Origin of the sequence: Kribbella sp. NPDC051620, from assembly GCF_044453825.1 — a bacterium.
Taxonomy (GTDB): Bacteria; Actinomycetota; Actinomycetes; order Propionibacteriales; family Kribbellaceae; genus Kribbella.
In genome coordinates, this window is sequence record NZ_JBITDB010000010.1 from 119,634 (window position 1) to 135,931 (window position 16,298).

The 16,298-nt window shown below is 68.5% G+C and carries 14 protein-coding genes; 3 read left to right on the plus strand and 11 right to left on the minus strand.

Annotation, left to right across the window (positions count from 1 at the left end; all coding sequences use genetic code 11):
- Positions 1-9: 9 nt before the first annotated feature.
- The 5 genes from atpB to ACIA12_RS38555 form a co-directional block, all read right to left on the minus strand.
- Entirely contained in the window at positions 10-792 is a 783-nt protein-coding gene (gene atpB, locus ACIA12_RS38535) for a F0F1 ATP synthase subunit A (RefSeq protein WP_396372411.1), read from the minus strand.
- A 97-nt stretch (positions 793-889) separates the two neighbouring features.
- Positions 890-1,105, minus strand: a complete 216-nt coding sequence (locus ACIA12_RS38540) for a hypothetical protein (RefSeq protein WP_396372412.1) — start codon at positions 1,103-1,105, stop codon at positions 890-892.
- A gap of 126 nt (positions 1,106-1,231) precedes the next feature.
- A complete protein-coding gene (locus ACIA12_RS38545; RefSeq protein WP_396372413.1) occupies positions 1,232-1,633 on the minus strand; it encodes a hypothetical protein in 402 nt (133 codons plus the stop codon).
- Between the two features lie 258 nt (positions 1,634-1,891).
- On the minus strand, positions 1,892-3,010 hold the full coding sequence (locus ACIA12_RS38550) for a glycosyltransferase family 4 protein (protein WP_396372414.1): 1,119 nt from the start codon (positions 3,008-3,010) through the stop codon (positions 1,892-1,894).
- On the minus strand, positions 3,010-3,771 hold the full coding sequence (locus tag ACIA12_RS38555; protein ID WP_396372415.1) for an L-threonylcarbamoyladenylate synthase: 762 nt from the start codon (positions 3,769-3,771) through the stop codon (positions 3,010-3,012). The genes ACIA12_RS38550 and ACIA12_RS38555 overlap by 1 nt, the downstream gene beginning before the upstream one ends.
- 109 nt (positions 3,772-3,880) lie before the next feature.
- Here ACIA12_RS38555 and ACIA12_RS38560 point away from each other — a divergent pair, with 109 nt between their 5' ends.
- The 3 genes from ACIA12_RS38560 (at position 3,881) to ACIA12_RS38570 (ending at position 8,968) form a co-directional block, all read left to right on the plus strand.
- Positions 3,881-4,897, plus strand: coding sequence for an adenosine deaminase (locus tag ACIA12_RS38560; RefSeq protein WP_396372416.1), 1,017 nt, complete (start codon positions 3,881-3,883; stop codon positions 4,895-4,897).
- Positions 4,898-4,942: 45 nt separating this feature from the next.
- On the plus strand, positions 4,943-7,897 hold the full coding sequence (locus tag ACIA12_RS38565; protein WP_396372417.1) for an AfsR/SARP family transcriptional regulator: 2,955 nt from the start codon (positions 4,943-4,945) through the stop codon (positions 7,895-7,897).
- A gap of 135 nt (positions 7,898-8,032) precedes the next feature.
- Positions 8,033-8,968, plus strand: coding sequence for a hypothetical protein (locus tag ACIA12_RS38570; RefSeq protein ID WP_396372418.1), 936 nt, complete (start codon positions 8,033-8,035; stop codon positions 8,966-8,968).
- On the opposite strand, the gene prmC is transcribed toward ACIA12_RS38570, so the two are convergent.
- The 6 genes from prmC to thrC all read right to left on the minus strand — a co-directional run bounded on the left by prmC (position 8,959) and on the right by thrC (position 16,297).
- Entirely contained in the window at positions 8,959-9,798 is an 840-nt protein-coding gene (gene prmC / locus ACIA12_RS38575) for a peptide chain release factor N(5)-glutamine methyltransferase (protein ID WP_396372419.1), read from the minus strand. The genes ACIA12_RS38570 and prmC overlap by 10 nt on opposite strands.
- Positions 9,799-9,805: 7 nt before the next feature.
- Positions 9,806-10,882, minus strand: a complete 1,077-nt coding sequence (gene prfA, locus ACIA12_RS38580) for a peptide chain release factor 1 (protein WP_396372420.1) — start codon at positions 10,880-10,882, stop codon at positions 9,806-9,808.
- Positions 10,883-11,031: 149 nt separating this feature from the next.
- Positions 11,032-11,238: a 50S ribosomal protein L31 gene (gene rpmE, locus ACIA12_RS38585; protein ID WP_328326895.1), complete on the minus strand. Its 207-nt coding sequence runs from the start codon at positions 11,236-11,238 to the stop codon at positions 11,032-11,034.
- 142 nt (positions 11,239-11,380) lie between these two features.
- Entirely contained in the window at positions 11,381-13,660 is a 2,280-nt protein-coding gene (rho, locus tag ACIA12_RS38590) for a transcription termination factor Rho (protein ID WP_396372421.1), read from the minus strand.
- Positions 13,661-13,932: 272 nt separating this feature from the next.
- Positions 13,933-15,219 (minus strand): homoserine kinase, encoded by a 1,287-nt coding sequence (gene thrB / locus ACIA12_RS38595; RefSeq protein WP_396372422.1) that lies wholly within the window; start codon positions 15,217-15,219, stop codon positions 13,933-13,935.
- 1 nt (position 15,220) lies between these two features.
- Positions 15,221-16,297, minus strand: a complete 1,077-nt coding sequence (gene thrC / locus ACIA12_RS38600; RefSeq protein ID WP_396372423.1) for a threonine synthase — start codon at positions 16,295-16,297, stop codon at positions 15,221-15,223.
- Position 16,298: the final 1 nt, after the last annotated feature.

Consider the following 16,298-nt stretch of genomic DNA (forward strand, 5'->3'; position numbering starts at 1 on the left):
TGGTGCTGATCAGTGCTCGTCGGAGATCGCGCTACCGATGTACTGCGCGGTCAGGACGACGAAGATGTAGGCCTGGATGCACTGGACGAACAGCTCCAGGCCTCCGATCGCCAGCGCCATCAGCCAGGTGATGATGCCGACACCGCCGATCGCGATGCTGCCGGAGTGCAGCACCATGTACTCGCCACCGGTCACGAAGACCAGCAGCAGGATGTGGCCGGCGAACATGTTGGCGAACAACCGCAGGCTCAGCGAGATCGGCCGGACCAGGATGTTCGAGATGAACTCGATCGGGATCATCAGCGGCATCAGCCAGACCGGCACGCCGGCCGGCATGGTCTGGTGCTTGAAGTAGCCCCACAGGCCCTTCTTCTTGATGCCGACCGCGTTGTAGATGACCCAGCTCATGATCGCGGCCACGTACGCCCAGCCGATGTGGCTGAAGGTCGGGAACTGGATCAGCGGGATCGTCGCCGCGACGTTGTTCAGCAGGATGAAGTAGAACAGGCCGCACAGGTACGGCACGTACTTCATGTACTCCTGGCTGCCGATCGCGTCGCGAGCCATCGAGTTGCGGACGAAGTTGTAGCCCAACTCGCCGGCGAACTGCAGCTTGGACGGCACGATGGCGGCCTTGCGGGACGCACCCCAGTAGAACCAGATGATCACCACCACCGACAGCGCGGCGACCAGCACCGGCTTGGTGAACCAGTCGACGCCGTCGATGATCGGCGGGGTGTCGAAGCTTTGTGGACCGGGTGGGATGAACTCGGTCGGAACGCCGGCGCTCACCGGGTCTCCTCTCGCGTCGTGCTCAAGTCGTTCGCCATCGGGCTAGCGGCAGGGCGGCTCAGGGCAAGGCGGTCAACTACGTCAGACCCGGTACGGCTCAGGGCTTCTGCCGGTACCGGAAGTTCAACAGCAAGATCGTCAGGCCGGCACCGAGCACGATGCCCACCGGAAGCAGAAACTTGGTGCCCAGCCAGCGATCCAACCCGAAGCCGACGCCCCCGTAGACGAGGACCCCGCCGATCAAGTAGGACAGGACCCGCCAGCCATCGCCGGATGTGTTCGGCGTCGGCTTCGGATCCTCGTTCTGGCTCATTGGCACCCGAAAGGTACCAGTCCGCGACACGCCCGGTCACATCGGCCCGAGCGGGGTGTCCAGTGCCCTTCGACACACCTTCGGTAACGGCTTGGAAACGGCTTGCCCAGGCGTTACCCAGGGTGCTCACGGGTTCACCTCGTGGTCGAGGTCGTAGATCGGCACCCGCAGCCGCGACCAGGACCAGATCTCGCCGGCCATCCAGCCCATCACGACCACCATCGCGGTGATCCCGAGGGCGGTCAGGCTGACGTTGCGGGCCAGCGAGTCGGAGTTGATCGCGAGCGCGAGCAGGCCGCCGAAGATCGCGATCCGGCCGGTGTAGGAGGCCATCGCGACGCCGAGCTGCATGGTCGGGCTGGTGTGCCGCGCGGCGTGCAGCGCGAGCAGGCCGGCGCCGGAGAAGATCAGCACTGTCAGCAGGCCGAGCAACGCGCCCCACAGACCCTTGGATCCGGCGGCCACGGTCGCGACGGCGGCTGCGTTCACGCCGACGACCACAGCGGCAACCGCCGCTCCGCGCAACATCGCGAGAGCCGGGTGCTTTGTCGCTTGGCCGGCTTCTTTGGGGCTACTTACTTGGGGAGCCATCTGGTGGTTCCGTCCTGCTGGCGACCGGGATTCTTGCCCTCGGTCGTCTGGTGGGCGGGGTCAGGGGTGAAGCTGTACATTGCTGGTGCTTGTGAAAACTAGCACAAAGTCTTCACGGTCAGCAAAACGAGCCTCCCTGCCGCTTTACACGCACACCTTATCGGTAGGCCACGACGCCTACTGGTCTGGTGTTGCTCAGACCTTGGAAAGCGCCCGCCCGGACCGTCGCGGCAGCCCGGTGGTGAGGAGGATCGCGGTGACTGCCACAGCCAGCACCAGGAGGGTCGTCCACCACTTCAGTTGCAGGCCGAGAACCACTACGCCGAAGGCGATCAGGAAGGTCCACAGGTACATCAGCAGGACCGCGCGGCGGTGCGAGTGGCCGCGTTGCATCAGGCGGTGGTGGAGGTGGAGTTTGTCGGCCGCGAACGGGGAACGGCCGGCCTTGGTACGGCGGACGTAGGCCATCGTCAGGTCGAGCGCCGGGATCGCCAGGACCGCGATCGGCAGGATCAGCGGGAGCAACGCGGGCAGCAGGCTGGAGCCGCCGACCTCGTACGGGACGGCGTTGGGGTCCATCTGGCCGGTCAGGCTGATCGTCGACGCGGCCAGCATCAGACCGATCAGCAAGGCACCTGAGTCACCCATGAAAACTCTTGCTGGGAAGAAGTTGTGGGGCAGGAAGCCGAGGCACGCGCCGGCGAGCGCGACCGTGATGAGGGTCGAGGTGGTGGCCCGGTCGAGGTTCTGCTCGACGTTCAGCAGGTACGAGTAGGTGAAGAAGGCGGCCGCGCCGATCGCGGTGACGCCGGCGGCCAGGCCGTCCAGGCCGTCGACGAAGTTCACCGCGTTGGTGGAGACGAGCAGGATGCCGGCGGTCAGGACGGCGAGCTGCGCGGGCGGCGGCGAGAAGATGCCGCCGGGGAGCGGGAGCCAGTACAGCTGGATGCCCTGGACGACCATCACGCCGACCGCCAGCACCTGGCCGGCCAGCTTGGTGATCGCGTCCAGTTCGTACAGGTCGTCGACGACGCCGACGGCGCAGATCACCACGCCGCCGATCAGGATCGCCCGCGCGTCGTGCGCGACCTGCAGGCTGTCGCCGAGGAAGGGCAGGCTGGAGGCGACCGCGAAACCGGCGATCAGGCCGCCGAGGATCGAGATGCCGCCGAAGTACGGGATCGGGACCTTGTGCACGTCCCGGGTGCGGACCCTGGCCACCGCGCCGTAGCGCAACGCGATCTGCCGGGCCACACCGGTCAGCAGAAAGGTCGTGGCCATCGCCACGAACAGGACCAGCAGATACTCGCGCACTAGTCCGCAGGCCTCACATCAGCTGATTTCTCGTCCTCGGGCTTGTCATCGGTCACTTCTTCAGACGCATCAGCGATTGATTCAGTTGGCTTCTCGTCCTGCGGCTTCTCGTCCGGCTCGAGGTCGGTGGTGGCCTCGGGGACGACCTCGCGGATCTGCTGTACCGACAGGGCGCCGATCCGGACGATGTGCGGCACGTCGCCGGTGAGGTCGACGATCGACGACGGCTGCCCGCCGGTCACGGCGCCACCGTCGAGGTAGACCGCGACCGAGTCGAGCAGCTGCGCCTCGGCGTCGTACACGTCCAGCGCCGCCGGCTGCCCGCTCAGGTTGGCCGAGCTCACCGCGAGCGGTCCGGTGCGGGACAGCAGCTCACGCGTGTTCTCGTGATCGGGCACGCGCAGCGCGACGGTCCCCTGGGTCTCCCCCAGGTCCCACATCAGCGATCCCTGCGCGTGGCAGATCACCGTCAGCGGCCCCGGCCAGAACTTCTCGCACAGCTTCCGCCCGGCCTCCGGTACGTCGGTCGCCAGCGCGTCCAGCGACTCGACCACCGAGATCAGCACCGGCGGCGGCATGTCGCGGCCGCGGCCCTTGGCATCCAGCAGCCGCTGGACGGCGTCGGCCTTGAAGGCGTCGGCCGCGATCCCGTAGACGGTGTCGGTCGGCAGGACGACCAGGTCGCCCGCCTCGATCGCGTCCACGGCCGCACGGTAGGCCGGGGCCAACTCGTCACCGGTGAAGTCAAAGCGCTCGCTCACGGAGTGAATCGTGCCACTCCCCTGGCTACCCGCCCCAATCGGGTTCACCCTGACAATCCCGTGTCAGCTTCCGGGCGGACCAGCCGGGGCCGTGCATAGGATCCCCGCCATGACTGTGACGCGCGACTTTCTCGCCGGCCTGCCGAAGGCCGAGCTGCATGTCCACCACGTCGGCTCCGCCTCGCCGCGGATCGTCGCCGAGCTCGCGGCCCGGCACCCGAACTCTGCCGTGCCCGCCGACGCCGCCGCGCTCGCGGAGTACTTCGTCTTCACCGACTTCGCCAAGTTCATCGAGATCTACCTGTCCGTGGTGGACCTGATCACCACGCCGGAAGACGTCCGCCTGCTCACGTACGAGGTCGCCCGCGAGATGGCCGGCCAGAACATCCGGTACTCCGAGCTCACCGTCACGCCGTACTCGTCGGTCAAGCGCGGGATGGCCGCCGAGGCGTTCTGCGAGGCCATCGAGGACGCCAGGACCGCCGCTGAGAAGGAGTTCGGCGTCGTCCTGCGCTGGATCTTCGACATCCCCGGCGAATCCGGGTTGGAGGCGGCCGCGGAGACGCTGCGGATCGCGACCGAGGTCCGCCCCGACGGCCTGGTCGGTTTCGGCCTCGGCGGGCCGGAGATCGGCGTACCGCGGCCGCAGTTCGCCCCGTACTTCGATGCCGCCCGCGCCGCTGGTCTGCACAGCGTGCCGCACGCGGGCGAGTCGACCGGCCCGGAGACCATCTGGGACGCCCTGCGGGTACTGAAGGCCGAGCGGATCGGCCATGGAACCTCAGCCCTGCAGGACCCGGCCCTGGTCGACTACCTGCGCGAGCACCGGATCCCACTCGAGGTCAGCCCGACCTCCAACCTCGCTACCCGCGTCGTCGCCTCGTACGAGGAGCACCCGCTGCGCGGCATGGTCGAGGCCGGCCTGGTCGTCACGATCAACTCCGACGACCCACCCATGTTCGGCACCGACCTGGTCAGCGAGTACGCCGTCGCCGCCGACCTGCTCAACCTCGACAACCAAGGCGCGGCAGACCTGGCCCGTACCGCCGTCCAGGTCTCCTTCGCCGACGACACCACCAAAACGAACCTCCTTGCGGAGATCGACGAGTACGTGGCCAAGGCTTAGTCACCTGGTTGCCGGTGGCCCTCTCGCGCGACCAGACTGCGCAGTGTGACTGCAGGACTGCGCATTGAGTTGCTCGGCTCGCTGTCCGTCCGGCTGGACGGGCAGCTGGTCGAGGTGGGGCCGCTACGCCAGCAGGCGCTCCTTGCCGTCCTGGCCTTGCGAGCCAACCGGACCTGTACTCCGGAGGAGCTCTTCGACGCGGTCTGGGGCGACAGACCACCGGCTACGGGCCTCAAGGTCCTACCGCCCTACATCTACCGCATCCGCAAGGCCCTTCCCGTAGACGGCCTGCTGGAGCGGACCAGGGACGGATACATGTTGCGTCTGGCGCCCGATGCAGTCGACGTCAACCGCTTCGACGCAGCGGTGCAGGCCGCCGAGGCCCAGCAGGATGCAGGGGCTTATGCGGAAGCGCTGAATCTCTTCCGTGGTGAGCCGCTGAGCGGACTGCCGGGCCACTACCTCGCTACACACCGCCAGCGCCTCGTGGAGCGGCGCTACAAGGTCCTGAGCGACCGCATCGACCTCGACCTGGCCAGTGGACGCCACTCGGCGGTCGTGGCCGAGCTAGTGACTGCAGTAGCCGAGCGGCCTCTGGACGAGCGCCTTGCCGGCCAGCTGATGCTCGCCCTGTACGCCGGTGGCCGACAAGCAGACGCAATGAACGTCTACACGCAAACCCGGCACACCCTGGTCGAGCAACTCGGCGTAGAGCCCGGCCCGGAGTTGCGGGCGACCCATCAGCGGATCCTGCGCAACGAGGGCGGGGCACAGCCGAGGCGGGATGAGCTGCCCTATCAGGACTCAGCATTCGTCGGGCGCGACGACGAGTTGGCGGCAGTGGTCGACGCATTGAGTCAGGTGGACCGCACGGCACCGCCGATAGTCACCGTGGACGGTATGGGTGGCGCGGGCAAGACGGCGCTCGCGGTACGGGCTGCGCGTGAGTTGGCCGGCGTGTACCCGGATGGGTTGCTGTATTTGCAGTTGCACGGGCATACGCCTGGGCGCGGGGCTCTCGCAGTACGGGCTGCGCTGGATCATCTGCTCAGCAGCATCGGGATGAAGCCCGAGCGGATTCCGCGCGAGCTGGACGAGCAGGCCGCGTTGTGGCGGTCCGAGGTCGCCGGGCGGCGGGTGCTGATCGTCCTGGATGACACGCCGGACAGCCGGCTGGTGGCGCCTTTGTTGCCTGGGGCCCCTAGTTGCGGGGTGCTGATCACCAGCCGCCGGCAACTGATCGGCATCGACGCGGCCCGGCGAGTTCCGCTCGGGGTGCTCGGCGCGGAGGACGCTGCCCGGCTGCTGGTCGAGATCGTCGGCTCCGAGCGTGGTGGTCCGCAGGAGGCGGCGCAGGAGCTGGTGGAGCGCTGCGGCTATCTGCCGTTGGCGATCCGGATCGCTGGGGCTCGGCTACGGCACCGGCCGACCTGGACTGTCGAGCATCTCAACCAGCGGCTCCAGGCACAGGACCGTGGGCTGGACGAGCTCACTGCCGACGGTCGGGGGCTGGTGTCGACGTTCGCGATGTCGTACGAGCAGCTGAGCCCTGAACAGCAACGGATGTTCCGCTACCTCAGTCTGCTCCCCGGACGCGACGTAGACCGCTATGGCGCGGCTGCACTGGCTGGTGTGGAGCCGCACGAGGCGGAGCCTCTACTGGAGGACCTGCTGGACGCCAGCCTGCTGCTGCAGTCTGCGCCGGACAGGTTCCAGTTCCACGACCTACTTCGGCAGTACGCGGGCAAGCTGAGCCAGCAAGACGCCGTAGCCGACCGTGAGGCCGCTGTCGCACGCCTGCTGGAGTACTACCTCCAGACTGCCCACCGTGCGGTCTCGCTGCTGACCAAGGTCCGCTACGTCACCCTTGGCGAGCGGCCGCCGGTCGCCGGTCCCGAGCTGACGACTCCCGAGGAAGGACGAGGCTGGGGCGATGCGGAAGGCGGCAACGTCGTCGCTGCGGTCCAGCGGGCGGCCGACGGCTCCTTCGACGAGCAGAGCTGGATGATCGCCGCAGGCTTCGCGCGGTACTTCCACGAACGGAATCTGGTGCATCAGCGCACTACTCTGCTCGAACTCGGGCTGGCCGCCGCCGAGCGGCTCGGGGCGTCCGTGCCGCAGGCCCGGGTGTTGTTCGTGAAGGCTGTTCTGGAGAGACCTCAGCAGGGGCCGCTGCTGACCCTCGGCCCGGTCCGGGCCGCCTTGGAACTGCTGGGCGACGATGATCCCCTGCTGCGGACGCAGTTGCTCAGCCTCCTCGGTCAGACGCTGCGGCAGATCGATCCGGGTCAAGAGGCAGTGGCCGCCCACACGGCGGCGCTCGAACTCGCTCAGGCGATCGGCGACCGGCCGGCGGCCGCGCACGCGATGACGGAGCGCGCGATCACCGAGGGCGCCCGCGGCGAACATCGCAAGGCATTGGAGTCCTACCGGCTCGCCTTGTCGATGGCGAGAGCTGACGGTGACCGGACCCTGCAGCCGCATCTGCTGAACGGCATCGCCGAGTCGTACAACGAGCTTGGCCAGCCGCTGCTCGCGATCGAGGCGGTCAAGGAGTCGCGAGCCGTGGCGGACGAGCTCGGGATGCGCTTCAGCCGGACCGATTCGCTTTGCCAGCTCGGGGCCGCCCACCGGCAGCTCGGCGACTATGCCCAGGCGATCGAGCTCCAGCAGCAGGCACTGGCGATCGGGCTCGAAGCCGGGAATGTGTACGCCACCGACGAGGCCCGGACCCAGCTCGGCCGTTCCCATCTCGCCGCCGGTCAACTGGAGGAGAGCAAACGGTACTTCGAAGCCCTCGTCGAGAGCGCCCAGGAGGACCACCGCCGTCTGATCGCCGCCCGCGGCCTGGACGGCCTAGCCGCCTGCGCGGAAGCCGCCGGAGGCCTGTCCGACGCAGCAACCCTCATCGACGCAGCCCTGGAACGCCTAGGCCCCATGACCCCACGACACGCCGAAAAACTCCGCCACCGCCGCAAAGCCCTCCCCCGCACAGCCTGACCACCCCGACGCCACCCCGCCATCGCACCACCCCCGCTACCCGCCACCGCGCCTCCGCTCCGTCGTTCGCCCTCCACCGCGTGGTTGTCCACGCCCCCGCGTGGTTTTGTCGGTTGGGCGTGGTTCCCTGGTGCGGTGCGTAGGTCGCCTCTGGTTCTTGCAAGTCTGATGCTGCTGCTGGCGGCGGGGTGCAGCGACGGCAAGGCTGATACGGGCTCTGGGCCGGTGTTGAAGCCGGTGCCCAAGGCGTCCAGCGCGGTGCCTGCTGCGCCGGCTGACGGGGAGCTTCCGCGGGGTGGGCGGCAGATCTTCCCGAAGTACCAGCTGGTTGGGTACGTCGGACTGCCGGGGTCGCCTGCGTTGGGGCCGCTCGACAAGGATCTGGATGCGAAGGCGGACAAGCTGGAGAAGCTTGCCAAGTCGTACGCCGTCGGCCGTACTCCGCTGCCGGTGCTCGAGCTGATCGTCGTCGTCGCGAGCGGCGGGCCGGGCAAGGATCGCAAGTACCGCAACCGGCTGTCCGACGAGAAGATCGAGAACTATCTGAAGGTCGCGCGCGAGCACAAGATGCTGCTGTTGCTCGACATCCAGCCCGGCCGGGCAAAGATCCTCGACGAGGTGAAGCGGCAGGAGCGCTGGCTGAAGGAACCCGACGTCGGCCTCGCCTTCGACCCCGAGTGGGCCGTCGGCGCGGGCCAGGTGCCGGGCCGGGTCTTCGGGCATACCAGCGGCGCCGAGCTGGACAGCATCGCGAAGTACCTGTCCGGGCTGGTCGCGAAGCACGATCTTCCGGAGAAGGTGTTCGTCTTCCACCAGCTGTCGCCGCGGATCGTCAGCAACGAGAAGGCCTTGAAGCAGCACCCGGGCGTGGTGGCGATCAAGTCGGTCGACGGCATCGGCAACCGAGCGGACAAGGAATCGACCTGGCGCAAGCTCACGCCGACGATGGCCGCCGGGGTGCACGCGGGGTTCAAGCTCTTCTACCACGAGGACACCCGGCACGGCCCGCTGATGACCCCGGCCCAGGTGATGGCGCTCAAACCCAGACCGGAGTTCGTCGTCTACGAGTGAACTCTGCGTCCGGTGGCGAAGCGGTGCCTGCCGGCCAGGTCGAGCTGATCCCGTACCTCCGTGAACAGACCCGTGGCTGCGAAGACCGCCGGAGCCGACTCCCCTTGTACGTCGGCATGCTCGCAACCGAACCAGCCACCAGGCTTCAGCAGCCGGCCCGCCGTAGCAGCGACAACCTTGATCTCGTCGAGCCCGTCATCGCCCGACCAGAGCGCCAGCGCCGGGTCATGGTCGCGCACCTCGGCAGTGACGGATTCCCAAGCAGTCAAAGGGATGTAGGGCGGGTTGGAGATCACCGCGTCGACCTGGCCGTCCAGCTCCGGCAGACAGCCGTCGATGTCCCCCTCGTGCAGGGTCGCTCCGGTCCCGGCCAGATTGCGCCGGGCCCAGACGCATGCCTCGGCCGACAGCTCGACTGCATGCACCGTGCTGTCGGGGCGCTCGGTGGCGACAGCTCCGGCGATCGCACCCGAGCCGCTGCAGAGGTCCACCACCAGTGGGTTCTCGACGTCGGCGATGCGGTCGAGGATCCAACCGACGAGCACCTCGGTCTCGGGGCGCGGTACGAACACCCCTGGTCCTACCGCGAGGTCGCGGTAGCGGAACGCCGCAGTACCGGTCAGGTGTTGCAGTGGCTCGCGCTGCGCTCGACGGGCGAGCAGGGCCGCGTACTGCGCCTCCTGGTCGGCCGTCGGCTCCACGAGCCCCAACTGCATCCGCCGTACGCCGGTGACGTGGGCGAGCAGCTCTGCCGCGTCATAGTCAGGAGACGCGACCCCTGCGTTGGCCAGCTGGGCAGTGGCCTCGGCAAGCAGCGTACGGACACTCACAGGGCGCTCACTGGCTCTCGACGGCCTCTAGACGAGCGGTGAGGTCCGCGTCGGTCAGTGCCTGGATCACCGGGGCGAGCTCGCCGTTGAGCACCTGGTCGAGGTTGTGCGCCTTGTAGCCGACCCGGTGGTCGGAGAAGCGGTTCTCCGGGAAGTTGTAGGTGCGGACGCGCTCGGAGCGGTCGACCGTGCGGATCTGCAACCTGCGGGCGTCGGACGCCTCCTGGTTGGCCGCCTCCTGCGCGGCGGCGAGCAGCCGGGACCGCAGTACGCGCATGGCCTGCTCACGGTTCTGCAGCTGGGACTTCTCGTTCTGCATGGAGACGACGATGCCGGTCGGCAGGTGGGTGATCCGGACCGCCGAGTCGGTCGTGTTGACGCTCTGGCCACCAGGACCGGACGAACGGAACACGTCGATCCGCAGGTCGTTCTGATCGATCTCGACGTCGACGTCCTCGGCCTCGGGCAGCACCAGGACACCGGCCGCGCTGGTGTGGATCCGGCCTTGCGACTCGGTCACCGGCACCCGCTGCACCCGGTGCACGCCACCTTCGAACTTCAGCTTCGCGTACGGCGCCTCGCCGGGCTCGGGCGTGCCTTTCGCCTTCACCGCAACGGTGATCGACTTGTACCCGCCGAGGTCGGACTCGGCCGAGTCGAGCACCTCGGTCTTCCAGTTCTGCGACTCGGCGTACTTCAGGTACATCTTGAGCAGATCGCCGGCGAACAGCGCGGACTCGTCGCCGCCCTCACCCGCCTTGATCTCGAGGATCGCGTCCTTGTCGTCGCTCGGGTCGCGCGGCACCAGCAGCACCTGCAGCTTCTCGGCCAGCTCGTCACGCCGGTGCTCGAGCTTGGTCGCCTCCTCGGCGAAACTCGCGTCCTCGTGAGCCAGTTCCTTGGCGGCCTCGATGTCGTCGGCCGTCTGGAGCCACTCCGCGTACGTCCGCACGACCGGCGCCAGCGCGGCGTACCGCTTGCCGACCTGCCGCGCGACGGCCTGGTCGGAGTGCAGCTCGGGATCCGACATCCGCCGTTCCAGCTCGGCGTACTCCGCCTTCAGCGACTGCACAGCCTCGAACATGCCTGCACTCCTCTCCGGTACGAATCAACCACAGCGCGCGCAACGGGGGTGCGGGTGGCGAAGCCCCCGCCCGCGGCGAAGCCGCACAACACGCAAAAGCGAGGCGGCCTGCGCTGTCCGCAGGCACACCTCGCCCAGAGCTTTTGCAGCTACTTTTTGGCGTACCGCTTCTCGAAGCGGGCTACGCGGCCACCGGTGTCGAGAATCTTCTGCTTGCCGGTGTAGAACGGGTGGCACTGCGAGCAGACCTCGGAGCGGATGGTGCCGCTCTCGGCCGTCGAGTGGGTCTCGAACGACGCGCCACAGGTGCAGGTCACCTTGGTCAGCACGTAGTTCGGGTGGATGTCGCTCTTCATGGATCTCCTCGAGTCAAGGCGGTCCGGGTCGTCCGCTTGGTACGAACGTGAACCGGAACCAACAGTCAAGTTTGCCATCAGATGGCCCAACCTGACGAATCGCCCCGGTATTCCGGGGCGATTGGTCAGGGTGCGGCTACTGCTAGTTACCGTTGTCGGTGCTGTGGCCGTTGCCGGCCGACGGGGTGGTCTTGTTGACCTGGAGCAGGAACTCGATGTTCGACTTGCTCTCCTTGAGCTTGCCGATCAGCAGTTCGAGCGCCGCCTGGCCGTCGAGCGCGGACAGCACCCGGCGGAGCTTCCAGACGACCTGGGTCTCGTCCTTGCTCATCAGCAGTTCCTCGCGGCGGGTACCGGAGGCGACCACGTCGATGGCCGGGAAGATCCGGCGGTCGGCGAACTCGCGGCGCAGCCGCAGTTCCATGTTGCCGGTGCCCTTGAACTCCTCGAAGATGACCTCGTCCATCTTGGAGCCGGTCTCGATCAGCGCCGTCGCCAGGATGGTCAGCGAGCCGCCGTCCTCGATGTTGCGGGCCGCGCCGAAGAACCGCTTCGGCGGGTAGAGCGCCGACGAGTCGACACCACCGGACAGGATCCGGCCGCTGGCCGGGGCGGCGATGTTGTACGCCCGGCCCAGGCGGGTGATCGAGTCCAGCAGCACGACGACGTCGTGGCCGAGCTCGACGAGCCGCTTGGCCCGCTCGATCGCCAGCTCGGCGACCGTGGTGTGGTCGTCGGCCGGCCGGTCGAAGGTCGAGGCGATGACCTCACCCTTGACCGTGCGCTGCATGTCGGTGACCTCTTCGGGCCGCTCGTCCACCAGCACGACCATCAGGTGTACTTCGGGGTTGTTCGTGGTGATCGCGTTGGCCAGCGCCTGCAGCACCATCGTCTTACCGGCCTTCGGCGGCGAGACGATCAGGCCGCGCTGGCCCTTGCCGATCGGGCTGACGATGTCGACGATCCGGGTGGTCAGGATGTTCGGCTCGGTCTCGAGCCGGAGCCGCTCGGTCGCGTACAGCGGGGTCAGCTTGTTGAAGTCCTGACGCTGCTTGGCGACCTCGGGATCGGATCCGTTGACGGTGTCGATCCGGACCAGCGGGTTGAACTTCTCCTTGCGCTCGCCGTCCGACGGCTGCTTCACCGCGCCGGTGATCGCGTCACCCTTGCGCAGGCCGTAGCGCTTCACCATCGACAGCGCGACGTACACGTCGTTCGGGCCGGGCAGGTAGCCGCTGGTCCGGACGAAGGCGTAGTTGTCGAGCACGTCGAGGATGCCGGCCGCGGGGACGAGCACGTCGTCCTCGTTGATGGTCGGCTCCGGCTCGAAGCGGTCGTTGCGGCCGCGGTTGCGCTGGTTGTCCCGGCCACCGCGGTCGTTGCGGTCGTTCGTCGGACGGTCGGTGCCGACCCGGTCGCGATCGCGGCCCCGGCGGCGACGGCGACGGCCCTCGCCCTCCTCGCCCCGGTCGTTCTGGTTCTGCCGGTCACGGTTGCCGTCCCGGCCACCGTCACGGTTGCCGTCGCGATCGGTGCGCTGCCCATCGCGGTTCTGCTGCCCGTCCCGCAGGCTCTCGCCACGGTTCTGCTGCCCATCACGGCCGCCATCCCGCAGGCTCTCGCCACGGTTCTGCTGCCCATCACGGCCGCCATCCCGCAGACTTTCACCACGGTTCTGCTGCCCATCACGGCCGCCGTCCCGCAGGCTCTCGCCGCGGTTCTGCTGGCCGTCCCGGCTCTGCCCATCGCGGGCACCGTCGCGGGCCTGGCTCTCGCGGGTCTGGCCGTCGCGCTGGGTGTCCCGCGCGTTGTCCCGGCCACGGTTGCGGTTGCCCTCGCCCCGGTCGCCGCGGCTGTCGCCACGGTCCGAGCCCTGCTCGACCGACGGGCTGTCGACCGGCTCCCGGGTCTTCTCCGGCGCCTGGACGGCCTCGGCCGTCACGCCGTTCTGCGTCGCGACCGGCGACGACTCGGCCACCTTGTCCGCCACCTTGGCTGCGCTGTTCTGCTCGGTCGTCTCCGCGCTGCTCTGGGTGGCGGCGGCGCGCGTCCGGCGACTGCCGGCTCGCTGCGGAGCGTCCTGAGCGGGAGCCTCGGCCTTGACCTCAGCGGTCTTGGCCCTGGCCTTGACGGCCACCGGCTCCGCGACGGCCTCGTCCAGGGTCGGCTGGCTCGATCGCGAACGGGATCCGCCCGAGCCTGCGCCCTTCTGGGTCGCCTTGATCGCCTCGATCAGCTGGCCCTTGCGCAGCGCGCCGGTGCCCTTGATGCCGAGCGTCCCGGCGAGCTGCTTGAGCTCGGGGAGCAGCATGCCTTCGAGGCCGCCTCCGGCCTTGCGGCGCCGCGTTCCGGCGGTAGCCGTCGCGTCGGTGCCCGGGGCCGAGGTACCGGCTCCGCTGGAGGCTTCAACAGTTTCTGTCACGTGAGGTCCTTCCCACACGGATGGACGATGTCCTGAGAGGCTCATCGCCCGGAATCATCTCCCGCGACCGACGAAACGGCGACGCGGGGTAACAAGGAGGCGGCTCTCGCTGAATCTGGGTTCTCCCGGAAATCTCCGGCGCAGGCGGCGCAAGTTCTTCTCTGGGAGATCGCCACCTACACCTTGGGGTGCCGGGAACAAAGCCCGATGCGGCGAGAGTTCGCCGATCACCTGGAGGGGATCGGGTGCTCCGAGACTAGCACCCCTGAGGGTCAGTCTGCTGCCTCGAGGTGTTCAACGCGTGTCCGGGATCGTTCATTCCCGCCCTCGGCGAGCAGTTGTTCGGCATCGGCCGACCAGACCTGTACGCCGAGTGGATCGATGCCGAGCTCATAACGGTGCCAGCCGTCCGGCGCCTCCTCGGCTCGCTCGGGTTCGCCGCCCAGTACCAGCACCGTCGGACCGGCCCCGCTGATGACCGCGGCCAGACCGCTTCCCCGGAGCTTGTGCACAAGGGCAAGACTCTCGGGCATCGCCGGCTGCCGGTACTCCTGGTGCAGCCAGTCCTCGGTCGCCGTCATCAGCAACGAAGGCCGCGAGGTCAACGCAGCAACGAGCAACGCCGCTCGTCCTGCGTTCGCTGCGGCATCGGCATGCGGTACGACGTCGGGCAGCAACCCACGAGCCTGTTTCGTCAGCACCCGCGTCGACGGCACGTACGCGACCACCGACAACTCGGCCAACGGCTCCAGCTGGATCGCCCGGCCGGTACCGCCGTCGTCGGTCCACGCGATCGTGAAACCACCGAGCGCGGCCGCGGCCACGTTGTCCGGGTGCCCCTCGATCTCGTTCGCCAACTCCAGCACGTGATCGCGATCCAACGGCTCCCCCGCCAGCCCGTACGCCGCGGCGATCCCCCCGACGATCGCCGCCGAGGACGAGCCCAGCCCGCGCCCATGCGGAATCCGGTTCTCACACCGCAACGTAAAGCCCGGCACCGACGCACCCAACGCATCCAGCCCCGCCCGGATCGACCGCACCACCAGATGCGACTCATCCAGCGCGACCTCACCCTCGCCCGCCCCACTCACCTCGACGGTCACCCCGTCCCCACCCGGAATCACCATCAACTCGTCATACCGAGTCAACGCCAACCCGAACACATCAAACCCAGGCCCGAGATTCGCCGAAGTAGCAGGCACCCGAACCCGAACCGCCCCAGCCACCTCACCCAACCGCGCACCCAGCCCGCCCTCGCCGCTCACAGCCCGGCGGCCGGCACCCCCACCGTCCACCGCCCCACCGTTCGCGTCCCAACCATCCGCCGCCCCACCGTTCGCGTCCCAACCATCCGCCGCCCCGCCGTTGGCGGACCCACCGTCCGCCGCCGCGCGGTCGGCCGCACCGCGGCCGGACCGATCGCCGTTGGCGACCTCACCGTCGTCGAGCTCGCCGCCACCCGAACCATCGCGGCCGGCCTCGCCGTGGATCGCTCCACCGCCACCCACTCCAGCGCCGGCGAGCTCTTCGTCGGCTGACTGGTCGCTGGTTGAGGCCAACTCACACCAGTCCGGCTACTCGGGCTACCGCGTCGGTGTCTGCGGGGGTGACCGGGGACTCAGCGACTGTTGCGTAGGACAGAGCAGTGTCGATGTCTTTGAGGCCGTGGCCGGTGACTGTGATGACGATGGTGGAGCCGCCGTCGAGTCGGCCGGCCGCCTTCGTCGCGAGCAGGCCGGCGACTCCCGCCGCGGAGGCGGGCTCGACGAAGACGCCTTCGCGGGCGGCGAGATCGCGTTGCGCGGACAGGATCTGGTCGTCGGTGACCGCCTCGATCCGGCCGCCCGACTCGTCTCGCGCCGCCTCGGCGAGCGTCCACGACGCCGGGTTGCCCACCCGGATCGCGGTCGCCTGGGTGTCCGGCTTCTCGACGATCCGCCCGGTCACGATCGGCGCCGCGCCCTCAGCCTGGAATCCCCACATCTGCGGGACCTTCGAGGAGATCTTGTCCTTCTTGTACTCCTGGTAGCCCTTCCAGTACGCCGCGATGTTGCCCGCGTTCCCAACCGGCAGCAGATGCAGGTCAGGCGCGTCACCCAGCGCATCACAGACCTCGAACGCCGCGGTCTTCTGGCCTTCCAGCCGAACCGGATTGACCGAGTTCACCAGCGCCACCGGGTAGTGCTTACCCAGTTCGCGAACGATCCGCAGGCAGTCGTCGAACCCGCCGTCGATCGAGACCAGCTTCGCGCCGTGCACGATCGCCTGCGCGAGCTTGCCCTTCGCAATCCGCCCGGCGGGGACCAGCACCAACGGCAGCATCCCCGCGCGCACGGCGTACGCCGCGGCTGACGCCGACGTGTTGCCGGTCGAGGCGCAGACGACGGCCTTGTCACCGGCCTGCGCGGCCAGCGAGATCGCCACCGTCATGCCACGGTCCTTGAACGAGCCGGTCGGGTTGCTGCCCTCGACCTTGAGCCAGACCTCGCAGTTGGTCTGCTCGCTCAGCCACTGCGCGGCCACCAGCGGCGTACCGCCTTCGCCGAGGGTGACCACCGGAGTGTCCGTCGAGACCGGCAAGCGATCCCGGTATTCCTCGATCACGCCTCGCCACTGGTGCGGCCGCTGCTTAGTCATC

What these genes read in the sequence shown, in the direction of transcription:
- ACIA12_RS38540 (WP_396372412.1), bottom strand. Translation starts at nt 1,105, where the DNA reads ATGAGCCAGAACGAGGATCCGAAGCCGACGCCGAACACATCCGGCGAT.
- ACIA12_RS38545 (WP_396372413.1), bottom strand. Translation starts at nt 1,633, where the DNA reads ATGTTGCGCGGAGCGGCGGTTGCCGCTGTGGTCGTCGGCGTGAACGCA.
- ACIA12_RS38560 (WP_396372416.1), top strand. Translation starts at nt 3,881, where the DNA reads ATGACTGTGACGCGCGACTTTCTCGCCGGCCTGCCGAAGGCCGAGCTG.
- prfA (WP_396372420.1), bottom strand. Translation starts at nt 10,882, where the DNA reads ATGTTCGAGGCTGTGCAGTCGCTGAAGGCGGAGTACGCCGAGCTGGAA.
- rpmE (WP_328326895.1), bottom strand. Translation starts at nt 11,238, where the DNA reads ATGAAGAGCGACATCCACCCGAACTACGTGCTGACCAAGGTGACCTGC.
- thrC (WP_396372423.1), bottom strand. Translation starts at nt 16,297, where the DNA reads ATGACTAAGCAGCGGCCGCACCAGTGGCGAGGCGTGATCGAGGAATAC.